At 74.2% G+C, this 23,502-nt stretch carries 2 protein-coding genes; both read right to left on the reverse strand.

What is annotated here, in order from left to right; all coding sequences use genetic code 11:
* Positions 1-25: 25 nt before the first annotated feature.
* Positions 26-6,541, reverse strand: coding sequence for an SDR family NAD(P)-dependent oxidoreductase (locus KN815_RS52520; RefSeq protein ID WP_216338925.1), 6,516 nt, complete (start codon positions 6,539-6,541; stop codon positions 26-28).
* Positions 6,538-23,502 (reverse strand): type I polyketide synthase, encoded by a 16,965-nt coding sequence (locus KN815_RS00230; RefSeq protein WP_216338939.1) that lies wholly within the window; start codon positions 23,500-23,502, stop codon positions 6,538-6,540. The genes KN815_RS52520 and KN815_RS00230 overlap by 4 nt, the downstream gene beginning before the upstream one ends.

Genomic DNA, 23,502 nt, shown 5'->3' on the forward strand with positions numbered 1-23,502 from the left:
GTTTCTCGTCGTTCGCCATGCGGCGTCACCCTCCGGCCTGGTCGTCGACCATGTGGAACAGTTCGTCGTCGGTCGCCGAGTCGAGGTCGATCCCGTCGGCGGGCGGGGCGCCGTTCTCGGCCGACAGGAGGGCTCTCAGCCGCGCCATCACCTGGGCGCGGGGCGCGGCGTCGGAAGGGAGCCCGGCCAGGGTGCTCTCCAGTCCATGGAGCGCGGCGAGCACGTCCCGCGCGTCGGCGTGGCCGTCCGGGACGAGTTGTGCGTGCAGGAACTCGCCGAGTGCGAACGCGCTCGGGTGGTCGAACACGAGGGTCGCGGGCAGCCGCAGGCCGGTCGCCGCCTTGAGCCGGTTGCGCAGTTCGACCCCGGTGAGCGAGTCGAAACCCAGCTCCTGGAAGCCGCGCCGGGCCGCGATCTCGTCCGGCCCCGCGAAGCCGAGCACCGCCGCCGCGTGGCCGCGCACCAGGTCCACCAGCATCTGGTGCCGTTCGCCGGGCGGCAGTCGGAGCAGGCGTCGGGTCAGCGAGTCCGGATCGCCCGCGCTCCGTACGGCTCGCCGGGACGGCGCTCCCAGGACGCCCTGGAGCATCGGGAGCCGGGTGCCGCGCAGTGCGGCTGTGTCGAGTCTGACCGGTGCCATCACCGGTTCGCCGGTTCCCAGCGCGGCGTCGAACAGGGCGAGACCTTCCTCGGTGGACAGTCCCAGAACTCCGCGCTGGGCCTTGCGTCGCAGTTCGGCGGCGCCCAGGTGGCCCGTCAGGCCGCTGCGCTCGCTCCACAGGCCCCAGGCGAGCGACACCGTCGGCAGCCCATGCGCGGTCCGGTGGTGGGCGAGCGCGTCCAGGAAGGTGTTGGCGGCCGCGTAGTTCCCCTGTCCCGGCGCGCCGAGCAGTCCGGCGGCGGAGGAGAACAGGGCGAAGAACGCCAGGTCCGCGCCCCGGGTCAGCTCGTGCAGATGGCGCGCGGCGTCGATCTTCGGGCGGGTCACCGTGTCGAGCCGACGCGGTGTCAGCGACTCGACCACACCGTCGTCGAGGGCTCCCGCGGTGTGCACGACCGCGGTGAGCGGGTGGTCGGCCGGCACGGTCGCCAGAACGTCCGCGAGGGCGGCGCGGTCGGTGACATCGCACGCGGTCACGGCCACGTCCGCGCCCAGCTCCGTCAGTTCGGTCGCCAGGTCGTCCGCTCCGGGAGCCCGCATGCCCTGCCGGCTGAGCAGCAGCAGTCGCCGTGCGCCGTGTCCGGTGACGAGGTGGCGGGCCAGCGCGCGGCCGAGCGTTCCGGTGCCGCCCGTGACGAGCACGGTGCCCTGGGGGTCGAGCGCGGCCGGGACCGTGAACACGATCTTGCCGATGTGCCGCGCCTGGCTCATGTGCCGGTACGCCTCGGGTGCCCTGCGGATGTCATAGGTGGTCAGCGGCAGATGTCGGAGGGCTTTTCGCTCGAACAGCTCCACGATCTCCTCGAGCATCCGCCCGATCCGTTCCGGGCCCGCGTCCAGCAGGTCGAACGCTCGGTAGGTCACGCCCGGATGCGCGGCGGCCACGTCGGCGGGGGTCCGGACGTCGGTCTTGCCCATGTCCAGGAACCGGCCGCCGCGCGGCAGCAGCCGCAGTGACGCGTCCATGAGATCCCGGACCAGAGAGTTGAGTACGACGTCCACGCCCGCGCCCTCGGTGACTTCGCGGAACCGCGCCTCGAAGTCGGTCGTACGGGAGGAGGCGATGTGCCGCTCGGGCAGCCCGGAGGAGCGCAGCACGTCCCACTTCGTGGGGCCGGCGGTGCCGAACACCTCGGCGCCGAGGTGCCTGGCCAGTTGGACCGCCGCCATGCCCACACCGCCGGCCGCCGCGTGCACCAGGACGGACTGCCCCGGCCGCAGACCCGCCAGGTCGACCAGGCCGTAGTACGCCGTCAGGAAGGCGGCGGGCACCGACGCGGCCTGTACGAACGACCAGTCGTCCGGCATCACCGCGAGCGTGCGCCGGTCGACCACCACGACCGGTCCGGCGCCCGCGGCCAGCAGTCCGAACACCCGGTCGCCGGGTCGCAGGTCGGTGATGCCGGGAGCGGTCTCCAGCACGATCCCGGCGCCCTCGGTGCCCATGACCGCCTCGCCGGGATACATGCCCAGGGTGATCAGCACGTCGCGGAAGTTGAGCCCGGCGGCGCGCAGGGCGATCCGGACGTGCCCGGCGGGCAGCGGCTCGCGTGCCCGCGGGTGGTCGACCAGGGCAAGGCCGCCGATCGTGCCGGTCCGCGCCGTCTCCAGGCGCCAGGTGCGTGAGTCCGACGGCGGTGTCAGGCGGTCGGCCGAGGCGGCGGGGACCAGCCGCGGGGCGAGCGGGACGCCGCCGCGGATGGCCACTTGCGGCTCACCGGAGCCCACCGCGTCGGCCAGCGCCCGGCCGCGGTCCGTCGCCGTGTCATCCAGGCTCTCCGAGTCTTCTGGGCCTTTTGCGTCTTTTGCGTCTTCTGGGTCTTCTACATCGATCAGGACGAACCGGTCCGGGTGTTCGGACTGCGCGGTTCGCAGCAGGCCCCACGTCGGCGCGGCGGCGAGGTCCGGCACGTCCTCTCCGGCGTACGTGGCGACGGCGCCGCGCGTCACCACCACGAGCCGCGACCCGCCCGACGCCTCGTCGCCGAGCCACCGCTGGGCGAGTTCGAGCGTCTCGCGCAGGGTTGTCCTCGTGTCGCCGTCGCGACCGTCGACCGGCACGACCACGACGTCGGGTACGGCCTCCCCCAGCGCGTCCGGTGCGGGGCACATGTCCACCTGGACTCCCGCCGCTTCGAGTCCGGCGCGCAGGCCGAGCGCGTCGGGCCCCAGGATCGCGCACCGGCCGGCGTACGGCGCCCCGGCCGCGACAGGTGTCCACCGCACCTGGTACAGCGAGTCGCCCGCCCCGCGCAGTTGTCCGGCGGTGACCGCCCGCGTCACGAGCGACCGCGCCAACGCCACCGGCTGTCCGGAGCCGTCGGTCACCTCGACGGCCACCGAACCGCGGCCGTCGGGCGAGATCCGGGCGCGCACGCGGCCGGCGCCGACGGCGTGCAGGCTCACTCCGGCGAAGGAGAACGGCAGCCGGACCTGTCCCGGTCCGGTCCCGGCGACGCCCGAGTCGAGCAGGTCGGGAAGGAGGGCCTGGAGTACGGAGTCCAGCAGGACGGGGTGCAGCCCGAAGCCGCGGGTCTCGGCGTTCTCCGGCAGCTCCGCCTCGGCGAAGATCTCGTCACCGAGCCGCCACACGGCCCGCAGCCCCCGGAACGCGGGGCCGTAGCCCAGTCCGGCGTCGCCCAGCCGGTCGTAGAAGCCGTCCAGGTCCACCGGTGTGGCGCCGGTGGGCGGCCATTCCGTGACCGACGCCGCGGGCTCCGCCGGCTCGCTCGACGTCACGGCTCCGACCGCGTGCCGGGTCCAGCCGGTGCCCGGTGGCGCGTCCTCGGGGCGGCTGTGCACGCTCAGTGGCCGGTCGCCCGACTCGTCCGCGGCCTGCACCGACACCCTGATGTGGACAGCGGCGGTCTCCGCGAGCATCAGCGGTTTTTCCAGGGTGAGTTCGCGCAGGTGACCGCAGCCGACCTCGTCCCCGGCACGGATGGCCATGTCGATGAGCGCGGTGCCGGGCACCAGTACCGAGCCGAAGACGGTGTGGTCCGCCAGCCAGGGGTGGGAGCGCGGCGAGAGCCGTCCGGTGAGTACCACGCCGTCGGACTCCGGCAGTGCCAGCGCGGCGCCCAGCAGCGGGTGTCCGGTGGCGTCGAGCCCGTGGCCGGCCGCGTCGGCGGGTTCGGCGGTGTCCGCCAGCCAGTAGCGCTGTCGCTGGAAGGCATAGGTGGGCAGGTCGGCATGGGGCCTGGGAGTGTCGCCGAACGCCCTGGTCCAGTCGATGCGGACGCCGGCGACATGGGCGTCGGCCAGTGAGGTGAGCAGCCGCCGCAGCCCGCCCTGGTCACGGCGGAGCGTGCCCACGGCGGCGATCTCCACGCCCATGGCGTCCGCGGTGTCCTGCGTGCCGACGGTCAGCACGGGCTGCGCGCTCGATTCGACGAAGGCGGTGAACCCGTCGCCGATCAGTGCCCGGACCGCGGCCTCGAAGCGGACGACGTGCCGCAGGTTGCGGTACCAGTACTCGCCGTCCAGCGCGGTCGTATCCAGCCGGGCCCCGTCCACCGTGGAGTAGAACGGGATATCGCTCTCGCGCGGCGCGATGCCGGTGAGACCGGCCTCGATCTCGGCCCGGATGTCGTCAACGTGCGCGGAGTGCGCGGCGAAGTCCACTCCGGCCAGCCGCCAGCGCAGTACGCCCAGGCGGGACAGTTCGCGTTCGAACTCGTGGAGGGCGTCGGCGTCGCCGGAGACCGCCACCGCGGCGGGGCCGTTCACCGCCGCGACCCACAGCCGGCCGTCCCACGGCCGCAGCAGGGCGCTCACCTCGGCGGCCGGTGCGACCACCGAGAGCATCCCGCCCCGGCCGCACAGTCGCCGCAGCGCCCTGCTGCGCGTCACGACCACCCGTGCCGCGTCGTTCAGTGACAGGGCTCCCGCCACACAGGCGGCCGCGATCTCGCCCTGGGAGTGCCCGACGACGGCCTCGGGCACGACGCCGTAGGAGCGCCATACCTCCGCCAGCGACACCATGATCGAGAACAGCACGGGCTGGACCACGTCCACCCGGTCCGTTCCGGGCGCGCCTTCGGCGCCGCGCACCACGTCCAGGACCGACCAGTCGACGTACTCGCCCACCGCTTCGGCGCACTGCGCCATCCGGGCGGCGAACACCGGTTCCGTCTTCAGCAGTTCACGGGCCATTCCGGTCCACTGCGTGCCCTGGCCGGGGAAGACGAGGGCGATCCGGCCGGTCGCCGTCGCGGCGCCGCACACCACATGGGCCGCGGGCGTGCCCGTGCCCAGCGCGTCGAGCCCGCGCAGCAGTTCCTCGCGATCGTTCCCGACCACCACGGCACGGTGTTCGAGTACGGCACGGGTCGTCGCCAGGTTGTACCCGACGTCCGCGACCGGCACGTCCGGTGTGGCGCGCAGGAACCGCGCCAGCCGGACCGCCTGGCCCCGCAGCGCGTCCCGCGTCCTGCCGGACAGCACCCATGGCACCAGGTCGGGGGCGGTGGCGGGGGGTGCCTGCGCCGCTTCGGGCCCGGCCTCTTCGAGAATCACATGGGCGTTGGTGCCGCTGACTCCGAAGGACGAGACCGCGGCCCGCCTCGGGCGTCCGTCGTCCCGCGCCCACGGCACGTGCTCGGTGAGCAGCGCGAGCTTGCCCGACCAGTCCACGTGCGGCGACGGGTCGTCCGCGTGCAGCGTCCTGGGCAGGATCCGGTGTCCGAGGGCCATCACCATCTTGATCACGCCCGCCGCGCCCGCGGCGGCCTGGGTGTGCCCGATGTTCGACTTGACCGACCCCACCCACAGCGGCCGCTCCCGCCCCTGGCAGTAGGTGGCCAGGAGTGCCCGTGCCTCGATGGGGTCGCCGAGCTGGGTTCCGGTGCCGTGCGCCTCCACGGCGTCCACGTCGGACGCGGCCAGCCGGGCGTCGGTCAGCGCCTGTCCGATGACCCGTTCCTGGGCCGGTCCGCTCGGTGCGGTGAGCCCGTTGGAGGCGCCGTCCTGGTTGACCGCGGAGCCACGGAGCAGCGCGAGGACGGGATGTCCGTTGCGGCGGGCGTCGGAGAGGCGTTCCAGCAGGAGCAGCCCGACGCCTTCGGCGGAGCCGAAACCGCCCGCGTCGGCGGCGAAGGCGCGGCACCGGCCGTCCCGCGACAGTCCGCGTTGCCGGCCGAACTCGACGAACATCTCGGGCGAGGCCATCACCACCACCCCGCCGGCCAGGGCCAGCGAGCACTCGCGGGAGCGCAGTGCGTGCGCCGCCCAGTGCAGTGCCACCAGGGACGACGAGCACGCGGTGTCCAGGGTGACCGCGGGGCCTTCCAGGCCGAAGGTGTACGCCACCCGGCCGGACGCGACGCTCGCGGTGTTCCCCGTCACCAGATGGCCCCGGAGTTCCTCGGGCACCTGCCGCAGACGGGACCGGTAGTCCTGGTAGGTGACACCGGTGAACACCGCGGTGTCGCTGCCGCGCAACGACACCGGGTCGATCCCGGCGCGTTCGAACGCCTCCCAGGAGGTCTCCAGGAGCAGCCGCTGCTGCGGGTCCATGGCCAGGGCCTCGCGGGGGGAGATGTCGAAGAACGCGGCGTCGAAGTCGGCGGCGTCGTGCAGGAATCCGCCTTCGCGGACGTAGGTGGTGCCGGGGTGGTCGGGGTCCGGGTGGTACAGGGCGGACAGGTCCCAGCCGCGGTCGGCGGGGAAGGGCGAGATGCCCTCGTCTCCCGCGTGGACCAGTTCCCAGAGGTCTTCCGGGGAACGCACACCGCCCGGGTACCGGCAGCTCATCGCGACGATCGCGATCGGCTCCGGGTCGCGAGACTCCGCTTCGACCAGCCGTCGCTGGGTCCTGTGGAGATCCGCCGTGACCCTGCGGAGGTAGTCGCGGAGCCTCTCCTCGTTACTCGTGGTCATGACACTCCCAGGTCCTTGTCGATGAACGAGAACAGCTCGTCGTCCTCGGCCTCCCGCAGGGACTCGGCCGGGTCCGTGCCGTTCTCGCCGAAGTCGCCCCACTTCACGAGCAGGGAACGCAGCCTCATGGTGAGGTGGGCGCGCTCGGCGGTGCTCGCCGACGAGAGCCTCGCCGTCAACCGGTCGAACTCGTCACCCGGTGCCTCGGCGCCGTCGGCGAACCGGCTCGCGAGGTACCCGGCCAGCGCGGTGGGTGACGGATGGTCGAACACCATGGTCGCCGGGAGCGTCAGACCGGTCGCGGCGCCGAGCCGGTTGCGCAGTTCGACTCCGGTGACCGAGTCGAGGCCGAGCTGCTGGAAGGCGCGGTCCGCCGCCACCTCGCCTCGTGCGTGCCCCAGTACGGCCGCGACGTGCGCACCGACCAGGTCCAGCAGCCGGCGGGCGCGGTCCTCCTCGGACAGCGCGGTGAGCCGTTCGGCCAGGGACGTCTCGCCGGAGCCGGGTTCCGCCGCGACCGTCATCTCCGCCGTGATCTCGCGGGCCTCGGGCACTTCCCGCAGCAGCGGGCTGGGCCGCAGCGCGGTGAAGGCGACGTGGAAGCGCCGCCAGTCGACGTCGGCGACGGCCACGTACGTCTCGCCGGCCGCCAGGGCCCGGCCCAGTGCGGTGAGTGCCGATTCCGGCTCCATCTCCGGCAGCCCGTGCCGTCGCAGGGTTCCCGCGACCGCGCCACGGGCCATGCCGCCGCCGGCCCACGCTCCCCAGGCCACGGAGGTCGCGGGGAGACCGAGGTCCGCGCGGTGCCGGGCCAGTGCGTCCAGGAAGGCGTTGCCCGGCGCGTAGTTCCCCTGTCCGGGCAGCCCGATGGTGCCGCCGAACGAGGAGAACATGACGAACGCGGAGAGCCGGCGGTCCCGGGTGAGGTCGTGCAGGTTGAGCGCGCCGCCCATCTTGACCCGCAGCGAGCGGTCCAACTGGTCCGGTGTGAGGGCGCCGACCGTGCCGTCGTCGAGCACGGCGGCCGTGTGCACCACCGCCGACAGGTCGGGCGCCGTGGCGAGCAGTTCGGCCAGGGCCGCGCGGTCGGACACGTCGCACCCGGCCAGGGTGACCCGGGCGCCGAGGCCGGTCAGCTCCGCCTCGAGTTCCGGCGCGCCCGGTGCGTCCGGGCCGCAGCGGCTCACCAGCAGGAGGTGTTCGGCTCCCTGACGTGCCAGCCAGCGGGCCACCTGCGCCCCGAGGGCTCCGGTGCCGCCGGTGACCAGCACCGTCCCTCGGGGGGACCACGGCGAGTCGCTGTCCGGAGCACGGCCGGCGCGCACCAGCCGGCGCACGGACACCCCGGAGGGGCGCACCGCCGCTTGGTCCTCGCCCGTCGTCGCGGCGAGCAGCGCGCACAGGCCCGCCCCGGCGCGGGCGTCCATGGTCTCGGGCAGGTCGACCAGTCCGCCCCAGCGGTCGGGATGCTCCACGCAGGCCACCAGGCCCAGCCCCCACACCAGCGCCTGCCGGGCACTGGCGAGGGGTTCGCCGTCGCCCACCGCCACGGCGCCGCGGGTGGCGCACCACAGCGGAGCGGTCAGGCCCGCGTCGCCGAGCGCCTGCACCAGGGCGACCGTGCCGGTGAAACCGGCCGGGACGACGGGAGTCGGCCGTTCGTCCAGCGACAGCAGCGACAGCACACCGTCCACGGGGGTATCGGTGGCGTCCCGGAGCCGGGCGGCGAGTGCGTTGCGGCCGGTGCCGGCGGGGTCCACCTCGACCGGGACGACCCGTGCGCCCGCCGCGGTCAGCGCGTCCAGGCAGCCGTCGGCCCATTCCCGCCGTACGCCGTGGAGGGGGACCACCACGAGCCAGGTGCCGGACAACGACGCCGACGGTGTCCCGAGCATCGGGCGCCAGGCGATCCGGTACCGCCACGAGTCCACGGCCGTCGCCTCGCGCCGAGTCCGCCGGTAGGCGGCCAGCATGGACATCACCGTGCGCAGCGCCTCCGGGTCGTGGTCCCCCTCCACGGCGTACGGCGACAGCGTCCGGCCCAACTCGTCGACGTCACCGCTGTCCACCGCCGTCCAGAACGCGTCGTCCGCCGGAGTCTCCTCGCCGCTCGGCAGCCAGTACCGCTGCCGTTGGAACGGATAGGTCGGCAGGTCCACCCGGCGCGTGGGCAGCCCGGCGAAGACCTTGGACCAGTCCACGTCGACGCCACGCGCATACGCCTCGGCCAGCGCGGCGAGGAACCGGTCCTGGCCGCCGTCGTCCCTTCGCAGCGAGCCGATCACGGCCGTGTCGTTCGCGGTCGCCCGGATGGCGGCCGTGAGGACGGGGTGCGGGCTCATCTCGATGAAGGCGCCGATGCCGGCCTCGGCGAGCCCGCGCACGACCTCCTCCAGGCGCACCGTCAGGCGCAGGTTGCGGTACCAGTACGCGGCGTCCATGACGGTGGTGTCGATGCGCTCGCCGGTGACCGTGGACTGGAGCGGAATCTCCGCCGGGCGCGGGGTGATCGGCGCGAGGTCGGTCAGCAACTGTTCGCGGACCTCTTCGACCTGCGCCGAGTGGGAGGCGTAGTCCACCGCGATCCGGCGGGCGCGCACTTTGTCGGCCTGGCACTGGGCGAGCAGTCCTTCGAGGGCCCCGGTCTCGCCGGACACCACGACCGCGCTCGGCCCGTTGACCGCGGCCACGGACAGCCGCTCGCCCCATGCCTCGGCGCGGGCCAGGACCTGGTCGAGCGGGAGCGGGACGGAGACCATGCCGCCCTTGCCGGACAACGTCGCCAGGGCCCGGCTGCGCAGGGCGACGACGCGTGCGGCGTCCGGCAACGACAGCGCACCGGCCACGTACGCGGCGGCGATCTCGCCCTGGGAGTGTCCGGCCACCGCGGCGGGACGGACTCCGTAGGAGCGCCACAGCGCGGCCAGTCCCGCCATCATGGCGAACAGCGCGGGCTGGACGACGTCCACCCGGTCCAGGCCGTGTCCGTCGCGCAGGACGTCCGTCAGGGACCAGTCCACGTACGGCGCCAGCGCCTCGGCGCACGCCTCGATCTCCTGCCGGAAGACCGGGGACGAGTCGAGCAGTTCCGAGGCCATCCCGGGCCACTGCGAGCCCTGGCCGGGGAAGACGAACGCGACCTGTCCGCCGGTGTCGGCCACGCCCTGGACCAGGTCCGGGTCGGCACCGCCCGCGGCGAGCGCGGTCAGCCCGCGGCGCATCGCCGCCGCGTCGCTGCCGAGGACGACCGCCCGGTGCTCGAACGCCTTTCGGGTGGTGGCGAGCGAGTACCCGATGTCCGGTACGGCGCGGTCGGCGGCCGGCAGCAGGCGGGCGGCCTGGGCGCGCAGTGCGGGCTCGGTGCGCGCGGAGAGGATCCACGGCAGCGGCGCCCCGGCAGCGAGCCGATCGGCGGGCCGCGCGTCGGTCGGCGGGTCGGCCCGGTCGTCGGCCGGAGCCTGTTCCAGGACCAGGTGCGCGTTGGTGCCGCCGATCCCGAACGAGGACACCGCGGCGCGGCGCGGACGGCCGTCCTCGGGCCACGGCCGGGTCTCGGTCAGCAGCCGTACCGAACCGGCGGACCAGTCCACGTGGGGTGTCGGCGTGTCGGCGTGCAGGGTCCGGGGCAGGGTCGCGTGCCGCAGGGCGAGGACCGTCTTGATCACTCCGGCGACACCGGCCGCGGCCTGGGTGTGTCCGATGTTCGACTTGACCGATCCGAGCCACAGCGGGCGCTCCCGGTCCCGGCCGTAGGTCGCCAGCAGGGCCTGCGCCTCGATCGGATCGCCCAGGGCCGTGCCGGTGCCGTGCGCCTCCACCACGTCCACGTCGGACTCGGAGAGCCGGGCCGCCGCCAGCGCCTGACGGATCACCCGCTGCTGGGCGGGGCCGTTCGGCGCGGTCATCCCGTTCGAGGCGCCGTCCTGGTTGACCGCCGACCCGCGGATCACCGCGTGGACGGTGTGCCCGTTGCGCCGGGCGTCCGACAGCCGCTCCACGAGCAGCATGCCCACGCCCTCGGCCCAGCCGGCCCCGTCGGCACTCTCGCCGAACGACTTGCACCGGCCGTCCGGGGACAGCGCCCGCTGCCTGCTGAACTCGACGAACAGGCTGGGCGTGGACATCACCGTGGCCCCGCCCGCGAGCGCCAGCGAACATTCGCCGTTGCGCAGCGCCTGCGCGGCCAGGTGCAGCGCCACCAGCGAGGACGAGCACGCGGTGTCGACGGTCACCGCGGGGCCTTCCAGGCCGAATGTGTAGGCCACGCGGCCGGAGGCCACACCGCCCGCGCTGCCGATGCCCATGTACGCCTCCAGTTCCTCGGGCACCTTGCGCAGGCGGGAGCCGTAGTCCTGGTGCATCATCCCGGCGAAGACCCCGGTGCGGCTGCCTCGCACCGTCTCGGGGTCGATTCCGGCCCGTTCGAACGCCTCCCAGGAGGTCTCCAGGAGCAGCCGCTGCTGCGGGTCGGTGGAGAGCGCCTCGCGCGGGCTGATGTCGAAGAACTGCGGGTCGAAGTCCGCGGCATCGTAGAGGAAGCCGCCGGCGCGCGTGTAACTCCTGCCGGGGCGGTCGGGATCGGGGTGGTACAGCTCACCGACGTCCCAGCCGCGGTCGGCGGGGAACTCGCCGATGGCGTCCTCGCCCCGGAGCAGCAGCTCCCACAGGTCCTCGGGGGAGCGCACACCGCCCGGGAGCCGGCACGCCATGCCGATGATCGCGATCGGTTCGTCGGCCGCCGACACCGCGTCGGCGCTCCGCGTGGCCGGGGCTTCCCCTACGGGGGGTCGCCCACCGAGGAGTTCGCCGCGCAGGTGGGTGGCGAGCGCGAGCGGGGTCGGGTGGTCGAACACCACGGACGCGGATATCCGCAGCCCGGTCTCCGCGCCCAGTCTGTTCCTGAGCTGCACCGCGCCCAGCGAGTCGAACCCGATCTCCTTGAAGGCCCGGTCCATCCGGACGGCGTCGGGTCGGTCGTGGCCCAGCACCAGGGCCGTCTGCCGCTGCACCAGATCCATCACGGTCCGTTCGCGCGCGGCCTCCGGCATGGCGGCCAGGCGTTCCGCCAGGCTCGTCCCGGCCGCGCCGTCGTCCACCACGCGCCGTAGGGGTGCCGGCATCAGGCCGCGCAGCATGGGGCCGGTGTCGGCGGAGCGGGAGGCGGCCGTCTCCAGCCGGGCGGCCACCAGTACGGCGTCCGGCCGGCCGAGGGCCGCGTCCAGGAGCGCGAGGCCATGCGCTGTGGACAGGGGGGAGACGCCGGTCCGGGCGAGCCGTCGGCGCAGCTCGGTGGCGTCGAGATGCTCGGTCATCCGGCCGGTCTCGGCCCACAGCCCCCACGCGAGCGACTGGGCCGCCAGCCCCTGATCGCGGCGCAGTTCGGCGAGCGCGTCCAGGAACGCGTTCGCCGCCCCGTAGTTGCTCTGGCCCGGGTTGCCCAGCACCCCGACCACCGAGGAGAACAGGACGAACGCGGACAGGTCGGCCTCACGGGTCAGCTCGTGCAGCCACCACGCGGCGTCCGACTTCGGCCGCAGCACCCGGTCCATCCGCTCGTCGGTCAGCGACGAGAGCACGCCGTCGTCCAGTACGCCCGCCGCGTGCACCACCGCGACCAGGGGGTGCTCCGCCGGCACCGTCGCCAGCAGCGCGGCCAGGGCGGCCCGGTCGGAGACATCGCATGCCGCGAGGCGGACCTCGGCGCCCAGGGCGGTCAACTCGGCTTCCAGAGCGGCCGCGTCGTCGCCCGCCCGGCCGCGCCGGCTCGCCAGGAGCAGGTGCCGTACACCGTGTTCGGCGACGAGATGGCGGGCGACCAGGCTGCCCAGCGCGCCGGGGGCTCCCGTGATCAGGACGGTGCCGGCGGGGTCCATCGGCGATACGGCGCCGGTGTTGTCCGGGTCCGTCGGCGATGCGGCGCCGGTGTTGTCCGGGTCCGTCGGCGATGCGGCGCCGGTGTTGTCGGGGTCCGTCGGCGATACGGCCGTCTGCGTCGGCGCCGGTTCGAGCCGGGGTGCCCGGACCGTGCCCTGCCGTATCACGAGTTGGGGTTCGCCCAGATCGAGCGCGGCAGGCAGAACGGCGCTCGTCGCCTCGTGGTCGTCGAGGTCCACCAGCACGAACCGGTCCGGGTGTTCGGCCTGGGCCGAGCGGACCAGTCCCCACACCGGTGCCGCCGCCACGTTGTCGCCGGGGCCCATGGCACCGCGCGTCACGACCACGAGCCGTGCGGCGGAGAACCGCTCGTCCTCGATCCAGGACCGCAGCAGCGACAGCGCCCAGTGGGCCGACTCGTGCACGCCCGTGACCACGTCCTGGGACACCGGGCAGACCGCGAGCACCACGTCCGGCGCGGCCCCGGCCGCCGCGTCGAGGTCCGCGAAGGACTCGCCGGGCAGTGCGCCGTCCGCGCCGAGGACCGCCCAGCGCGCGCCGGGAGGCGTCGCCACCGCCGGTGTACGTTCGACCCAGTTCACGCGGTACAGCGAGGCCACGCGGGGCCTTACCCCCGCCACCGCCCGGGTGCTCAGCGAGTCCATCGAGATCACCGGTGCGCCGGTGCGGTCGACCGCCGTCAGCGACATCCCGCCGGTCCGGCCGGGCCGTAGCCGGACCCGGAGGACCGAGGCGCCGGTGGCGTGCAGGCGGAAGCCGTTCCAGGAGAACGGCAGCAGCGGTGTGCCGTCCTCGACGGCGGCCAGTTCGAGGGCGTGCAGCGCGGAGTCCAGCAGGGCCGGGTGCACACCGAACCCGTCCGCTGCCAGGCCGTGCGCCAGCTCGACCTCGGCGAACAGTTCGGCGTCGCGCCGCCACACCGCGCGAAGGCCCCGGAACGCCGGCCCGTAGTCGAGGCCGATGTCCGCCAGCCGCCCGTACAGCCCGCTCACGTCGACCGGCGCGGCGCCGTCCGGTGGCCACGCCGGCGGGTCCACGGTGTACGGCCCGGAGGTCGTGAGGGAGCCGTCGGCGTGCAGTCGCCAGTCCTCGTCGGCCGATCGGGAGTGCACGGTCAGTTCACGGCGACCGGTCCCGTCCGCCGCGCCCACCCGTATCTGCACCCGGACACCGTGCTCCGGCACCGTCAGCGGCGCCTGGAGGACCAGCTCCTCGACGAGGTCGCACCCGACCTGGTCGCCCGCCCACACGGCCAGTTCCATCAGCGCCGCGCCCGGCACCACCACCGAGCCCAGCACCGTGTGGTCGGCGAGCCAGGGATGCGTGGCCGGGGACCAGTCGCCGGTCAGCACCAGGCCCGCGCCATCGGCGAGGACGACGCAACCGCTCAGCAGCGGATGACCGGCCGGGTCCGCTGTGGGCGCGGTGCCCCGCTCCAGCCAGAAACGGCGGTGCTGGAAGGCGTAGGTGGGCAGATCGACCCGGTGCCCGCCGGGGGCCGCCGGTGTCCAGTCGACCGGGACGCCGTGCACATGCGCCTCGGCCAGCGACGTCAGGAACCGCTGCGGCCCGCCGTCGTCGAGCCGCAGCGAGGGGATCACGGCACCCGGCACACCGGCCGCGTCCATGGCGTCCTGGACCGCGGGCAGCAGCACCGGGTGCGGGCTCACCTCGACGAAATGCGTCAGTCCCCGGCCGACCAGGTCCCCTACGGCCTCGGCGAACCGCACCGGCTCACGCAGGTTGCGGTACCAGTAGGCGGCGTCGAGGGTCGAGGTGTCGTGCCGCCGGCCGGTGACGCTGGAGTGGAAGGGGACGGTGGCCGTCCGGGGTGTGACGGCGGCGAGGACGGTCTCGATCTCCTCCTGGAGGGTTTCGATCTGTGCCGAGTGGGCGGCGAAGTCCACTCCGGCCAGTCGCCAGCGCAGTGCGCCCCGGCGGGACAGCTCGCGTTCGAGTTCCTCGAGCGCGCCGACGTCGCCGGAGACGATCACCGCCTCCGGGCCGTTGACCGCCGCGATCGACAGCCGGCCGTCGAAGGGTTCCAGCAGCCGCGCGATCTCGTCGGCCGGGAGCGTGACCGACAGCATCCCGCCCGTGCCGGACAGCCGGCGCAGGCACTTGCTGCGTTCGGCCACGACCCGGGCCGCGTCGGTGAGGGACAGCGCACCCGCGGCGCAGGCGGCGGCGATCTCGCCCTGGGAGTGTCCGACGACGGCGGCCGGGGTCACTCCGTACGAGCGCCACAGCTCGGCCAGGGACACCATGACCGCGAACAGGACCGGCTGGACCACGTCCACCCGGTCCAGTTCGGACCGGTCCCGGACGACGTCGAGCAGGGACCAGTCGACGAACGGGCGCAGCGCGGTGGCGCACTCGGCCATCCGGGCGGCGAACACGGGTGAGGCGTCGAGCAGTTCGGCCGCCATTCCGGCCCACTGCGTGCCCTGCCCGGAAAACACGAACACCACCGGGCGGTCCTCGCTCGCCGCGCCGGTCAGCACGCCCGGCACCTCCCGCCCCTCGGTCAGGGCCACGAGTCCGGCCCGCAGACGGGCGTGGTCCGCGCCGACGACGACGGCACGGTGTTCGAACACCGTGCGGGTGGTCGCCAGCGACAGGGCGACGTCCGTGACGTCCCGTTCGTCGACGACGTCCAGGAGCCGGGCGGCCTGCGCGCGCAGTGCCTCGGGGGACTTGGCCGAGAGCACCCACGGCACCGGGGCCATCTCGTCGGTGCCCACCGGTGCGGCGGTGTCGGCGGGTTCCGGGGCTTCGAGGACGACGTGTGCGTTGGTTCCGCTCACGCCGAACGAGGACACCGCCGCCCGCCGTGGCCGGTCGGCGTCCGGCCACGCCTGTGGCTCGGTCAGCAGCCGCAGCGATCCCGTCGACCATTCCGCCTGGGATGTCGGCCGGTCGACATGCAGGGTCCGCGGCAGTACGCCGTACCGCATCGCCTGCACCATCTTGATGACGCCCGCCGCGCCCGCGGCGGCCTGGGTGTGGCCGAGGTTGGACTTCACCGAGCCGAGCCAAAGGGGGCGGTCCGCCGGCCGCCGGCGGCCGTAGGTGGCCAGCAGCGCCCGCACCTCGAGCGGGTCGCCGAGCCGGGTTCCGGTGCCGTGTCCTTCCACGGCGTCGACGTCCGAGGCGGTGAGACCCGCGTTGTGCAGCGCCTGCCGGATCACCCGCTGCTGGGCCATGCCGTTCGGCGCGGTGAGCCCGTTGGACGCGCCGTCCTGGTTGACGGCACTCCCCCGGACCACCGCCAGCACCTGATGTCCGTTGCGCCGGGCGTCGGACAGCCGTTCCACCACCACCATGCCGACGCCCTCGGACCAGCCGGTGCCGTCGGCGGCGTCGGCGTAGGACTTGCACCGGCCGTCCGGAGACAGCGCGCCCTGCCTGCTGAACTCGACGAACGTGTGCGGCGTGGCCATCACGGCCACACCGCCCGCCAGAGCCAGCGAGCACTCGCCGGACCGCAGCGCCTGCGCGGCCAGGTGCAGCGCCACCAGGGACGAGGAACAGGCCGTGTCCACGGTGACCGCGGGCCCCTCGCAGCCGAGCACGTACGCCACCCGGCCGGAGGCGACGCTCGCCTGGTTGCCGATCAGCAGATGGCCTTCCAGGTCGTCGGGAGCGGACAGCAGCCTGCCCGCGTAGTCGTGGTACATGACGCCGGTGAAGACACCGGTGGCGCTGCCGCGCAGGGACGCCGGGACGATCCCGGCGTGCTCCAGGCCCTCCCACGCCGTCTCCAGCAGCAGGCGCTGCTGCGGGTCGGTGGCCAGGGCCTCCCGTGGCCCGATGCCGAAGAAGGAGGCGTCGAAGTCGGCCGCGTCGTAGAGGAAGCCGCCGTGCCGGGTGTAGCTGGTGCCGGTCGTCGTCGGGTCCTCGTCGTAGAGCGTTGCGAGGTCCCATCCCCGGTCGGTGGGGAAGTCCGAGATCGCGTCGGTGCCCTCGACGACCAGTCGCCACAGGTCCTCCGGGGAGCGCACCCCGCCCGGATAGCGGCAGGCCATGCCGACGATGACGATCGGATCGTCGTCGGTGGAGGTGGAGGTGGAGGTGGCAGGTGAAGGGGAAGTGGAGGTGGAAGGGGAAGGCGACACGGGGGTGCGGTCCGGCTCGTCGGCGGACCCGGTTCCGGCGATCGCGTCCAGCAGATGACCCGCCAGCGCGGTGGGGGTCGGGTATTCGAAGACGATCGTGGCGGGGAGCCGGAGCCCGGTGAGGGTGTGCAGCCGGTTGCGGAACTCGACCCCGGTGAGGGAGTCGAACCCGAGGTCCTTGAAGGAGTGATCCGGGTCGAGAGTCCCCGGATCGAAGTGGCCGAGCAGGGCCGCCACTTCCGTGCGGACGAGGTCGAGTGCGGCGCGGGCGCGCTCGGGCTCGGGGCGTGCGAGCAGACCGGGCAGGCCGTCGCCCGGTGTGGGCGTGGACCGTGCGGGGCTGCGGCGGGTGAGCCTGGCCGGCAGCACATGGGCGTGCTCGCCGGACAGGGCCGCGTCGAAGAGGGCGAGTCCCTCCGCCGCGCTGATCGCCCCCAGTCCGCCGCGTCGCATACGGGCTTCCTCGGCCGGATTCATCTGCCCTGCCATGCCGACGCCGTCGGCCCAGAGTCCCCAGCCCAGTGACAGCGCCGGCCGGCCCTGTGCACCGCGGTGCCGGGCGAAGGCGTCCAGGAACGCGTTGGCCGCCGCGTAGACCGCCTGTCCGGGGTTGCCGAGTGCGGCGACCGCGGAGGAGAAGACGACGAACGCGGACAGGTCGCGGTCGCGGGTGAGCCGGTCCAGGTGTACGACGGCGTCCACTTTGGGGCGCATGACGGTGGCGATCTGCTGCGGGGTGATCGACGTGAGGGTGGCGTCGTCGAGCACACCGGCCGTGTGGACGACGGCGTCCAGGTCGGGCAGTGTCGCGAGCAGGTCCGCCAGCGCGCCCGGGTCCGCCGCGTCGCACGCCGCGACCGTCACGGTGGCGCCCGATGCGGTGAGCTCGGCCTCCAGTTCGGCCGCGCCGGGCGAGTTCCGGCCGGCCCGGCTGGTCAGTACCAGGTCGCGCACCCCGTGGGCGGTGACGAGGTGCCGGGCGAGCAGTCCGCCGAGGCCACCGGTCCCGCCGGTGATCAGGACCGTGCCGTTCAGGCTCCGCGAGTCCTCGCGGACGGGGCGCAGACGGCGAACGCGCGGCACGAAGAGCCGGCCGTCGCGCAGCGCCAACTGGGGCTCGCCGACAACTGGAGTGGCCGGGGCGCCCGCCAAAGCGGCATGGATGTCCGCCCGGTCGGCCGGCTTGGCGTCGATGAGCAGGAACCGCCCGGGATGTTCGAGCTGGGCCGTGCGCACCAGGCCCCAGACCGCCGCGCCCGAGGGATCCTCGATCTCCGGGTCGGACTCCACGGCGACCGCGCCACTGGTGAGCACCGCCAGCCTGGTGCCCGCGAACCGCTCCTGGGTCAGCCAGTCCTGGATCAGGGCGGTCAGCCCGGCCGTCAGGGCGTGCGCCCGGCCGATGACGTCGTGCGAGGGCCGCTCGGACGCGCAGTCGACGAGCAGGACGTCCGCGGCCGGGGTGCCGGCGTCGAGACCGGCGGACACGGTCGTCTCCGCGACCACCGGTGTCCGGCCCTCGGCCCGGACGCCCGTACCGTCCGTGGTGCGGGGCACCCACTCGACCGTGTGCAGTGCGTCGGGCACGCTCGTGTCCATGGCCAGCAGCGCCAGCGACGCGACGGCCAGGACCGGTTCCCCGGAGGTGTCGGCGACGGTGAGCGCGACGGTGTCGTCGCCGGTCGTGGTGAGCCGGACGCGCAGTGCGCTCGCGCCTACGGCGTACCGGGTCACGCCGGTGAAGGAGAAGGGCAGCAGACCGGTACGGGCCCGGCCGAGCAATCCGAGCACCACGGGGTGCAGACAGGGGTCGAGCAGGGCGGGATGCAGACCGAACCGGCCCGGCTCGGCGGCCAGTTCGACCTCGGCATAGACGTCGGCGCCGGACCGCCACGCGGCGCGCAGGCCCTGGAAGCCGGGGCCGTAGTCGTAGCCGAGCCCGGCCAGGCGCGGGTAGGCGTCGGTCAGGTCCAGCGGCTCGGCACCGGCCGGCGGCCACTGCTCGGGCATGGGGGGCGGCGGTGCGGCGGCGCCGGAATCCAGGGCGCCGGTGGCGTGTCGGGTCCAGTCGGGGTCGTGCTCGCCCCGGGCGAACACGGTGAACGGGTACTGGCCGGACGCGTTCACCGGCCGTACGACCACCTGGAGGTCCGTGCCGTCCGCTTCGGACACGATGAGCGGCTGCTCGATCGTGAGTTCGGCGATGTGTTCGGCACCGGCCCGGCCGGCGACGTACAGGGCCAGTTCGGCGAAGGCGACCGCGGGCAGCAGTTCCCTGCCCGCCACGACATGCTCCGACAGCCACGGGGTGTCCTGGGCGGACAGTCGTCCGGTGGCCAGCCAGCCCTGCTCGTCGGCCAGTTCGGTCACGTCGGTCAGCCAAGGATGCCCGGCCGCCGTGGAGGCGGCGCCGGTGAGCCAGAAGCGCCGGCGCTGGAAGGGATAGGTCGGCAGCTCGACCTGGCGCGGCTCCCGGCCGGCGAAGTACGCCGGCCAGTCGACCGGCACACCGCGGGCGCCCAGATGCGCGACGGCGGTGGCGAGGGTCCGCACCTCGGACTGGTCGTGCCGGAGCGCGGGGACGGCGACGGCGGTGGCATCGGTGGCGACCTCACCCGCCGGTACGGCGAGCACCGCGTCCGGCCCCAGCTCCAGATAGCCCGTCGTGCCCTGGGCGTCGAGGTGGCGCAGGCCCGCCTCGAACCGGACGGTTTCGCGCACGTGCCGGGCCCAGTAGTCCGGTGAGCCCAGTTGCGCGGGTGTCGCGAGGCCGCCGGTCAGGTCGGAGACGACGGGGATGTGCGGGGCCGTGGCGTGGAGTTCCCCGAGTTCCCGGCGGAAGTCCTCCAGCATCGCGGCCATATGCGGCGAGTGGAAGGCGTGGCTGGACCGCAGCCGCCGTACCCGCCCGCCCAGTTGCTCGGCGATGCGGCGCGCCGGGCCCTCGTCGCCCGAGATCACCACGGAGCCGGGGCCGTTGACCGCGGCGATGCCCACCGAGTCCTCGTGGCCGTCGAGCAGCGCGGCGACCTCCTCGGCGGAGGCGCGTACGGTGAACATCGCGCCGCCGGCGGGCAGCGCCTGCATCAGCCGGCCGCGCACCTCGACCAGCCGGACCGCGTCCGGCAGCGACAGCGCGCCGCCCACATGCGCGGCGACGATCCCGCCGACCGAGTGCCCCAGCAGGTGGTCCGGGCGCAGGCCCCAGTGCCCCACCAGCCGGAACAGGGCCACCTCCAGGGCGAACAAGGCCGCCTGGGTGTAGCGGGTCCGGTCGAGCAGCCCGGACTCGTCGGTGAACATCACCTCGCGCAGCGAGCGGTCCAGGTGCGGGTCGAACAGCGCGCACACCTCGTCGAGCGCGTCGGCGAAGGCCGGGTACGCGACGTACAGTTCACGCCCCATGCCCACCCGTTGGCTGCCCTGGCCGGTGAACAGGAAGGCCGTGCCGCCCGCGGCCTTCGCGCTCGCCCGCAGCACGTCCGGCGTGGACCTGCCCTCGATGAGCGCGGACAGTCCGGCCCGCAGTCGCGCCCGGTCCTCGGCCACGATGGCGGCCCGCTGGGGGAAGGCGGTACGGGTGGTCGCCAGCGAGAAGGCGAGGTCGACCGGCTCGGCGTCGAGCGCGGACAGCCGGCCGGCCAGCTCGCGCAGGGCGTCGTCGTTCTTGGCGCTCAGCACGACGGGTACGGCGCCGGGTGCGGGGCGCGGCGGCCGCGGGCGCTCGTCGGGCGAAGGCTCCTGGAGGATCACGTGCGCGTTGGTGCCGCTGATGCCGAACGAGGACACCCCGGCGCGGCGCGGCCGGCCGGACGAGGGCCATGGCACGGACTCGCGCAGCAGCGCGATGTCGCCCGCCGACCAGTCCACGTGCGGGGACGGGGCGGTTGCGTGCAAGGTCCCCGGCAGCGACCCGTGCCGCATGGCGGTGATCATCTTGATCATGCCGGCGACGCCGGCCGCGGCCTGGGCGTGTCCGATGTTGGACTTCAGCGAGCCCAGCCACAGCGGACGTCCGGCGGGCCGGCCCTGGCCGTAGGTGGACAGCAGGGCCTCGGCCTCGATCGGGTCGCCGAGGGTGGTGCCGGTGCCGTGCGCCTCCACCGCGTCGACCTCGTGGGCGGCCAGTCCGGCGGCGGCGAGGGCCTGGCGGATCAGGCTTTCCTGGGCGGCGCCGTTGGGCGCGGTGAGTCCGTTGCTCGCGCCGTCGGAATTGATGGCCGAGCCGGCGAGGACGGCATGCACCCGGTGGCCGTTGCGCCGCGCGTCGGACAGCCGTTCGAGGACCAGCACACCCGCGCCCTCGGCCCACGCGGTGCCGTCGGCGCTCGCCGAGAAGGGCTTGCAACGGCCGTCCGGTGCCAGCCCGCGCTGGCGGCTGAACTCCACGAACATGCCCGGGTTCGCCATCACCGTGACCCCGCCGGCGAGGGCCAGCGTGCACTCGCCCTGGCGCAGCGCCTGCGTCGCCAGGTGCACGGCCACCAGCGACGAGGAACACGCGGTGTCCACGGTGACGGCCGGGCCGAGCAGGCCGAGCGTGTAGGCGACCCGGCCGGACAGGACGCTGACCGTGCTGCCGGTCAGCCGGTAGCCCTCGGTGCCGCTGTCGGCGGCGTGCAGTCGGGGGCCGTACTCCTGGGAGGTCGCGCCGACGAACACCCCGACGCGGCTGCCGCGCAGGGTCGTCGGGTCCGTCCCGGTCCGCTCGATGCCCTCCCAGGACACCTCCAGCAGCAGGCGCTGCTGCGGATCCATCGCGGCGGCCTCGCGTGGGCTGATGCCGAAGAAGTCGGCGTCGAACCGGTCGGCGTCGTGCAGGAAGCCGCCGTGCCGGGTGTAGGAGGTGCCCGGGTGGTCGGGGTCGGGGTCGTAGAGCCGCTCGATGTCCCAGCCCCGGTCGGCGGGGAAGGGAGTGATGGCGTCGCGGCCCTCGCTGACCAGTTGCCAGAGGTCCTCCGGCGAGCGCACGCCACCGGGGTAGCGGCAGGCCATGCCCACGACCACGATCGGGTCGTCCGAGGTCGGGTCGTCCGCCGTCGGGGCCGGGGCCGGGTCCGCGGTCGTCAGGGCGGGCATCGGTTCGGTGGGCCGGGCGCCCGCCAGTTCCGCGCGCAGGAAGCCCGCGAGCCGTTCGGGGGTCGGGTACCGGAACATCGGGCGGTACGTCAGGCGAAGGCCGGTGGCCGTGCTGAGGGCGGCGCTGATCTTCGTCAGGCCGACGGAGTCGACCCCGAGGTCCTCGAAGGTCAGCTCCGGGTCGATCGACTCGCCGGTGACAAAACCCAGTTCGATCGCGACCTGGGTGCGGACCAGCTCCAGCAGGTCCTTCGGCGCGGCCCTCGGCACCGGCACCGCGCTCTCGCCGGCCCAGTACCGCTGCCTGGTGAAGGCGTACGTGGGGAGGTCGGTGAAGCCGGCCGGGTCGCCGGGCAGTCCGGTCAGCCACTCGGTCCCGGTGTCGGCCGGCGGCCGGCCCTCCGCGAGGTCGGCCAGTGAGCGCCGGTACTCGGCGAGGCCCGGACCACGTACCACGGCGCGGTGCTCGAAGTGCGTCCTGGTCAGGGCGAGCGACAGCCCGACGGCACGGGGGTCGGCTTCGGGGCAGGCGTCCAGCCAGGACAGCAGGGCGGACGCCTGGGCGCGCAAGGCGTCCGGTGTGGGGCCCGAGACCAGCCACGGCACCTCACCCTCGGAGCGGGCGCGCGGTGCGCTGTCGCGGGCCGGAGGTTCGGCGAGCACGAGGTGGCAGTTGGTGCCGCCCATGCCGAACGAGCTGACCCCGGCGAGGAGTCGTCGCCCGGACGGCCAGGCGTCCCGTTCGGTCTGCACGCGCAGGCGCAGTTCGGACAGCGGGATCTCCGGGTTCGCCCGCTCGAAGTTCAGGCTGGGCGGCAACTGCCGATGCCGGATGCTCAGCACCACCTTGAGCAGGCCGGCGATGCCCGCCGCGCCCTCCAGGTGGCCGATGTTGGTCTTGGCCGAGCCCACCAGCAGCGGCTGGTCGGGCGGGCGGTGTGCGCCGAGTGCCGAGCCGAGCGCCCGCGCCTCGACGGGGTCGCCGACCCTGGTGCCGGTGCCGTGCAGTTCGACGTACAGCACGTCCGAAGGGTCGACGCCCGCCTGCCGGTGCGCCTCTTCGACGACCTGTCGTTGGGCCGCCGCGCTGGGCACGGTGAGCCGGGTGTCGCCGCCGTCGTTGTTGACGGCGCCGCCGAGGATGACGCTGTGGATCTCGTCGCCGTCGGCGAGGGCGTCGGACAGCGTCTTGAGCACCAGCAGCGCGCCGCCCTCACCGCGCGCATAGCCGTCGGCCCGCGCGTCGAAGGTGAAGCAGCGGCCCTGCGGCGACAGTCCGCCGAACCTGGCCGCTCCCAGGGTGGTCTCGGCGAGGATGTTGAGGTTCACCCCGCCGGCGATGGCGGTGGCGGACTCGCCGCGGCGCAGGCTCTCGCAGGCCAGATGCACGGCGACCAGCGAGGACGACTGGGCGGTGTCCACGGTCATGCTGGGGCCGCGCAGCCCGAGCGTATGCGAGACGCGGTTGGCCATGACGCCCCGGCCGGTGCCCGCCATCGTGTGCTGGTCGATCGCGTCCGTACCGGCCCGGTGCAGCACGGTCGCGTAGTCGTCCCACATCGCGCCGACGTACACGCCCGTCGCGGTGCCACGCAGCCGTGCCGGGACGATCCGGGCGTGTTCCAGGGCCTCCCAGCTCAGTTCCAGCAGCAGTCGCTGCTGTGGGTCCATCGCGGCAGCCTCACGGGGGGAGACACCGAAGAACGCCGCGTCGAAGGTGGCGATGTCGTCGAGGAAGGCGCCGAAGCGGTGGGGCAGCGCGGAGCCGGGCCAGCGGTCCGGGGGCGCCTCCCCCACCGCGTCCACGCCGTCGCGCAGCATCTGCCAGTACCGGTCGGGCGTGGAGGCCCTCGGCAGCCTGCACGACAT

Source organism: Streptomyces niphimycinicus, assembly GCF_018883605.1.
Lineage (GTDB): Bacteria > Actinomycetota > Actinomycetes > Streptomycetales > Streptomycetaceae > Streptomyces > Streptomyces niphimycinicus.

Excerpts from the sequence above, each read along its gene's own strand:
- KN815_RS00230 (WP_216338939.1), bottom strand. The coding sequence starts at position 23,502 with ATGTCGTGCAGGCTGCCGAGGGCCTCCACGCCCGACCGGTACTGGCAG.
- KN815_RS52520 (WP_216338925.1), bottom strand. The coding sequence starts at position 6,541 with ATGACCACGAGTAACGAGGAGAGGCTCCGCGACTACCTCCGCAGGGTC.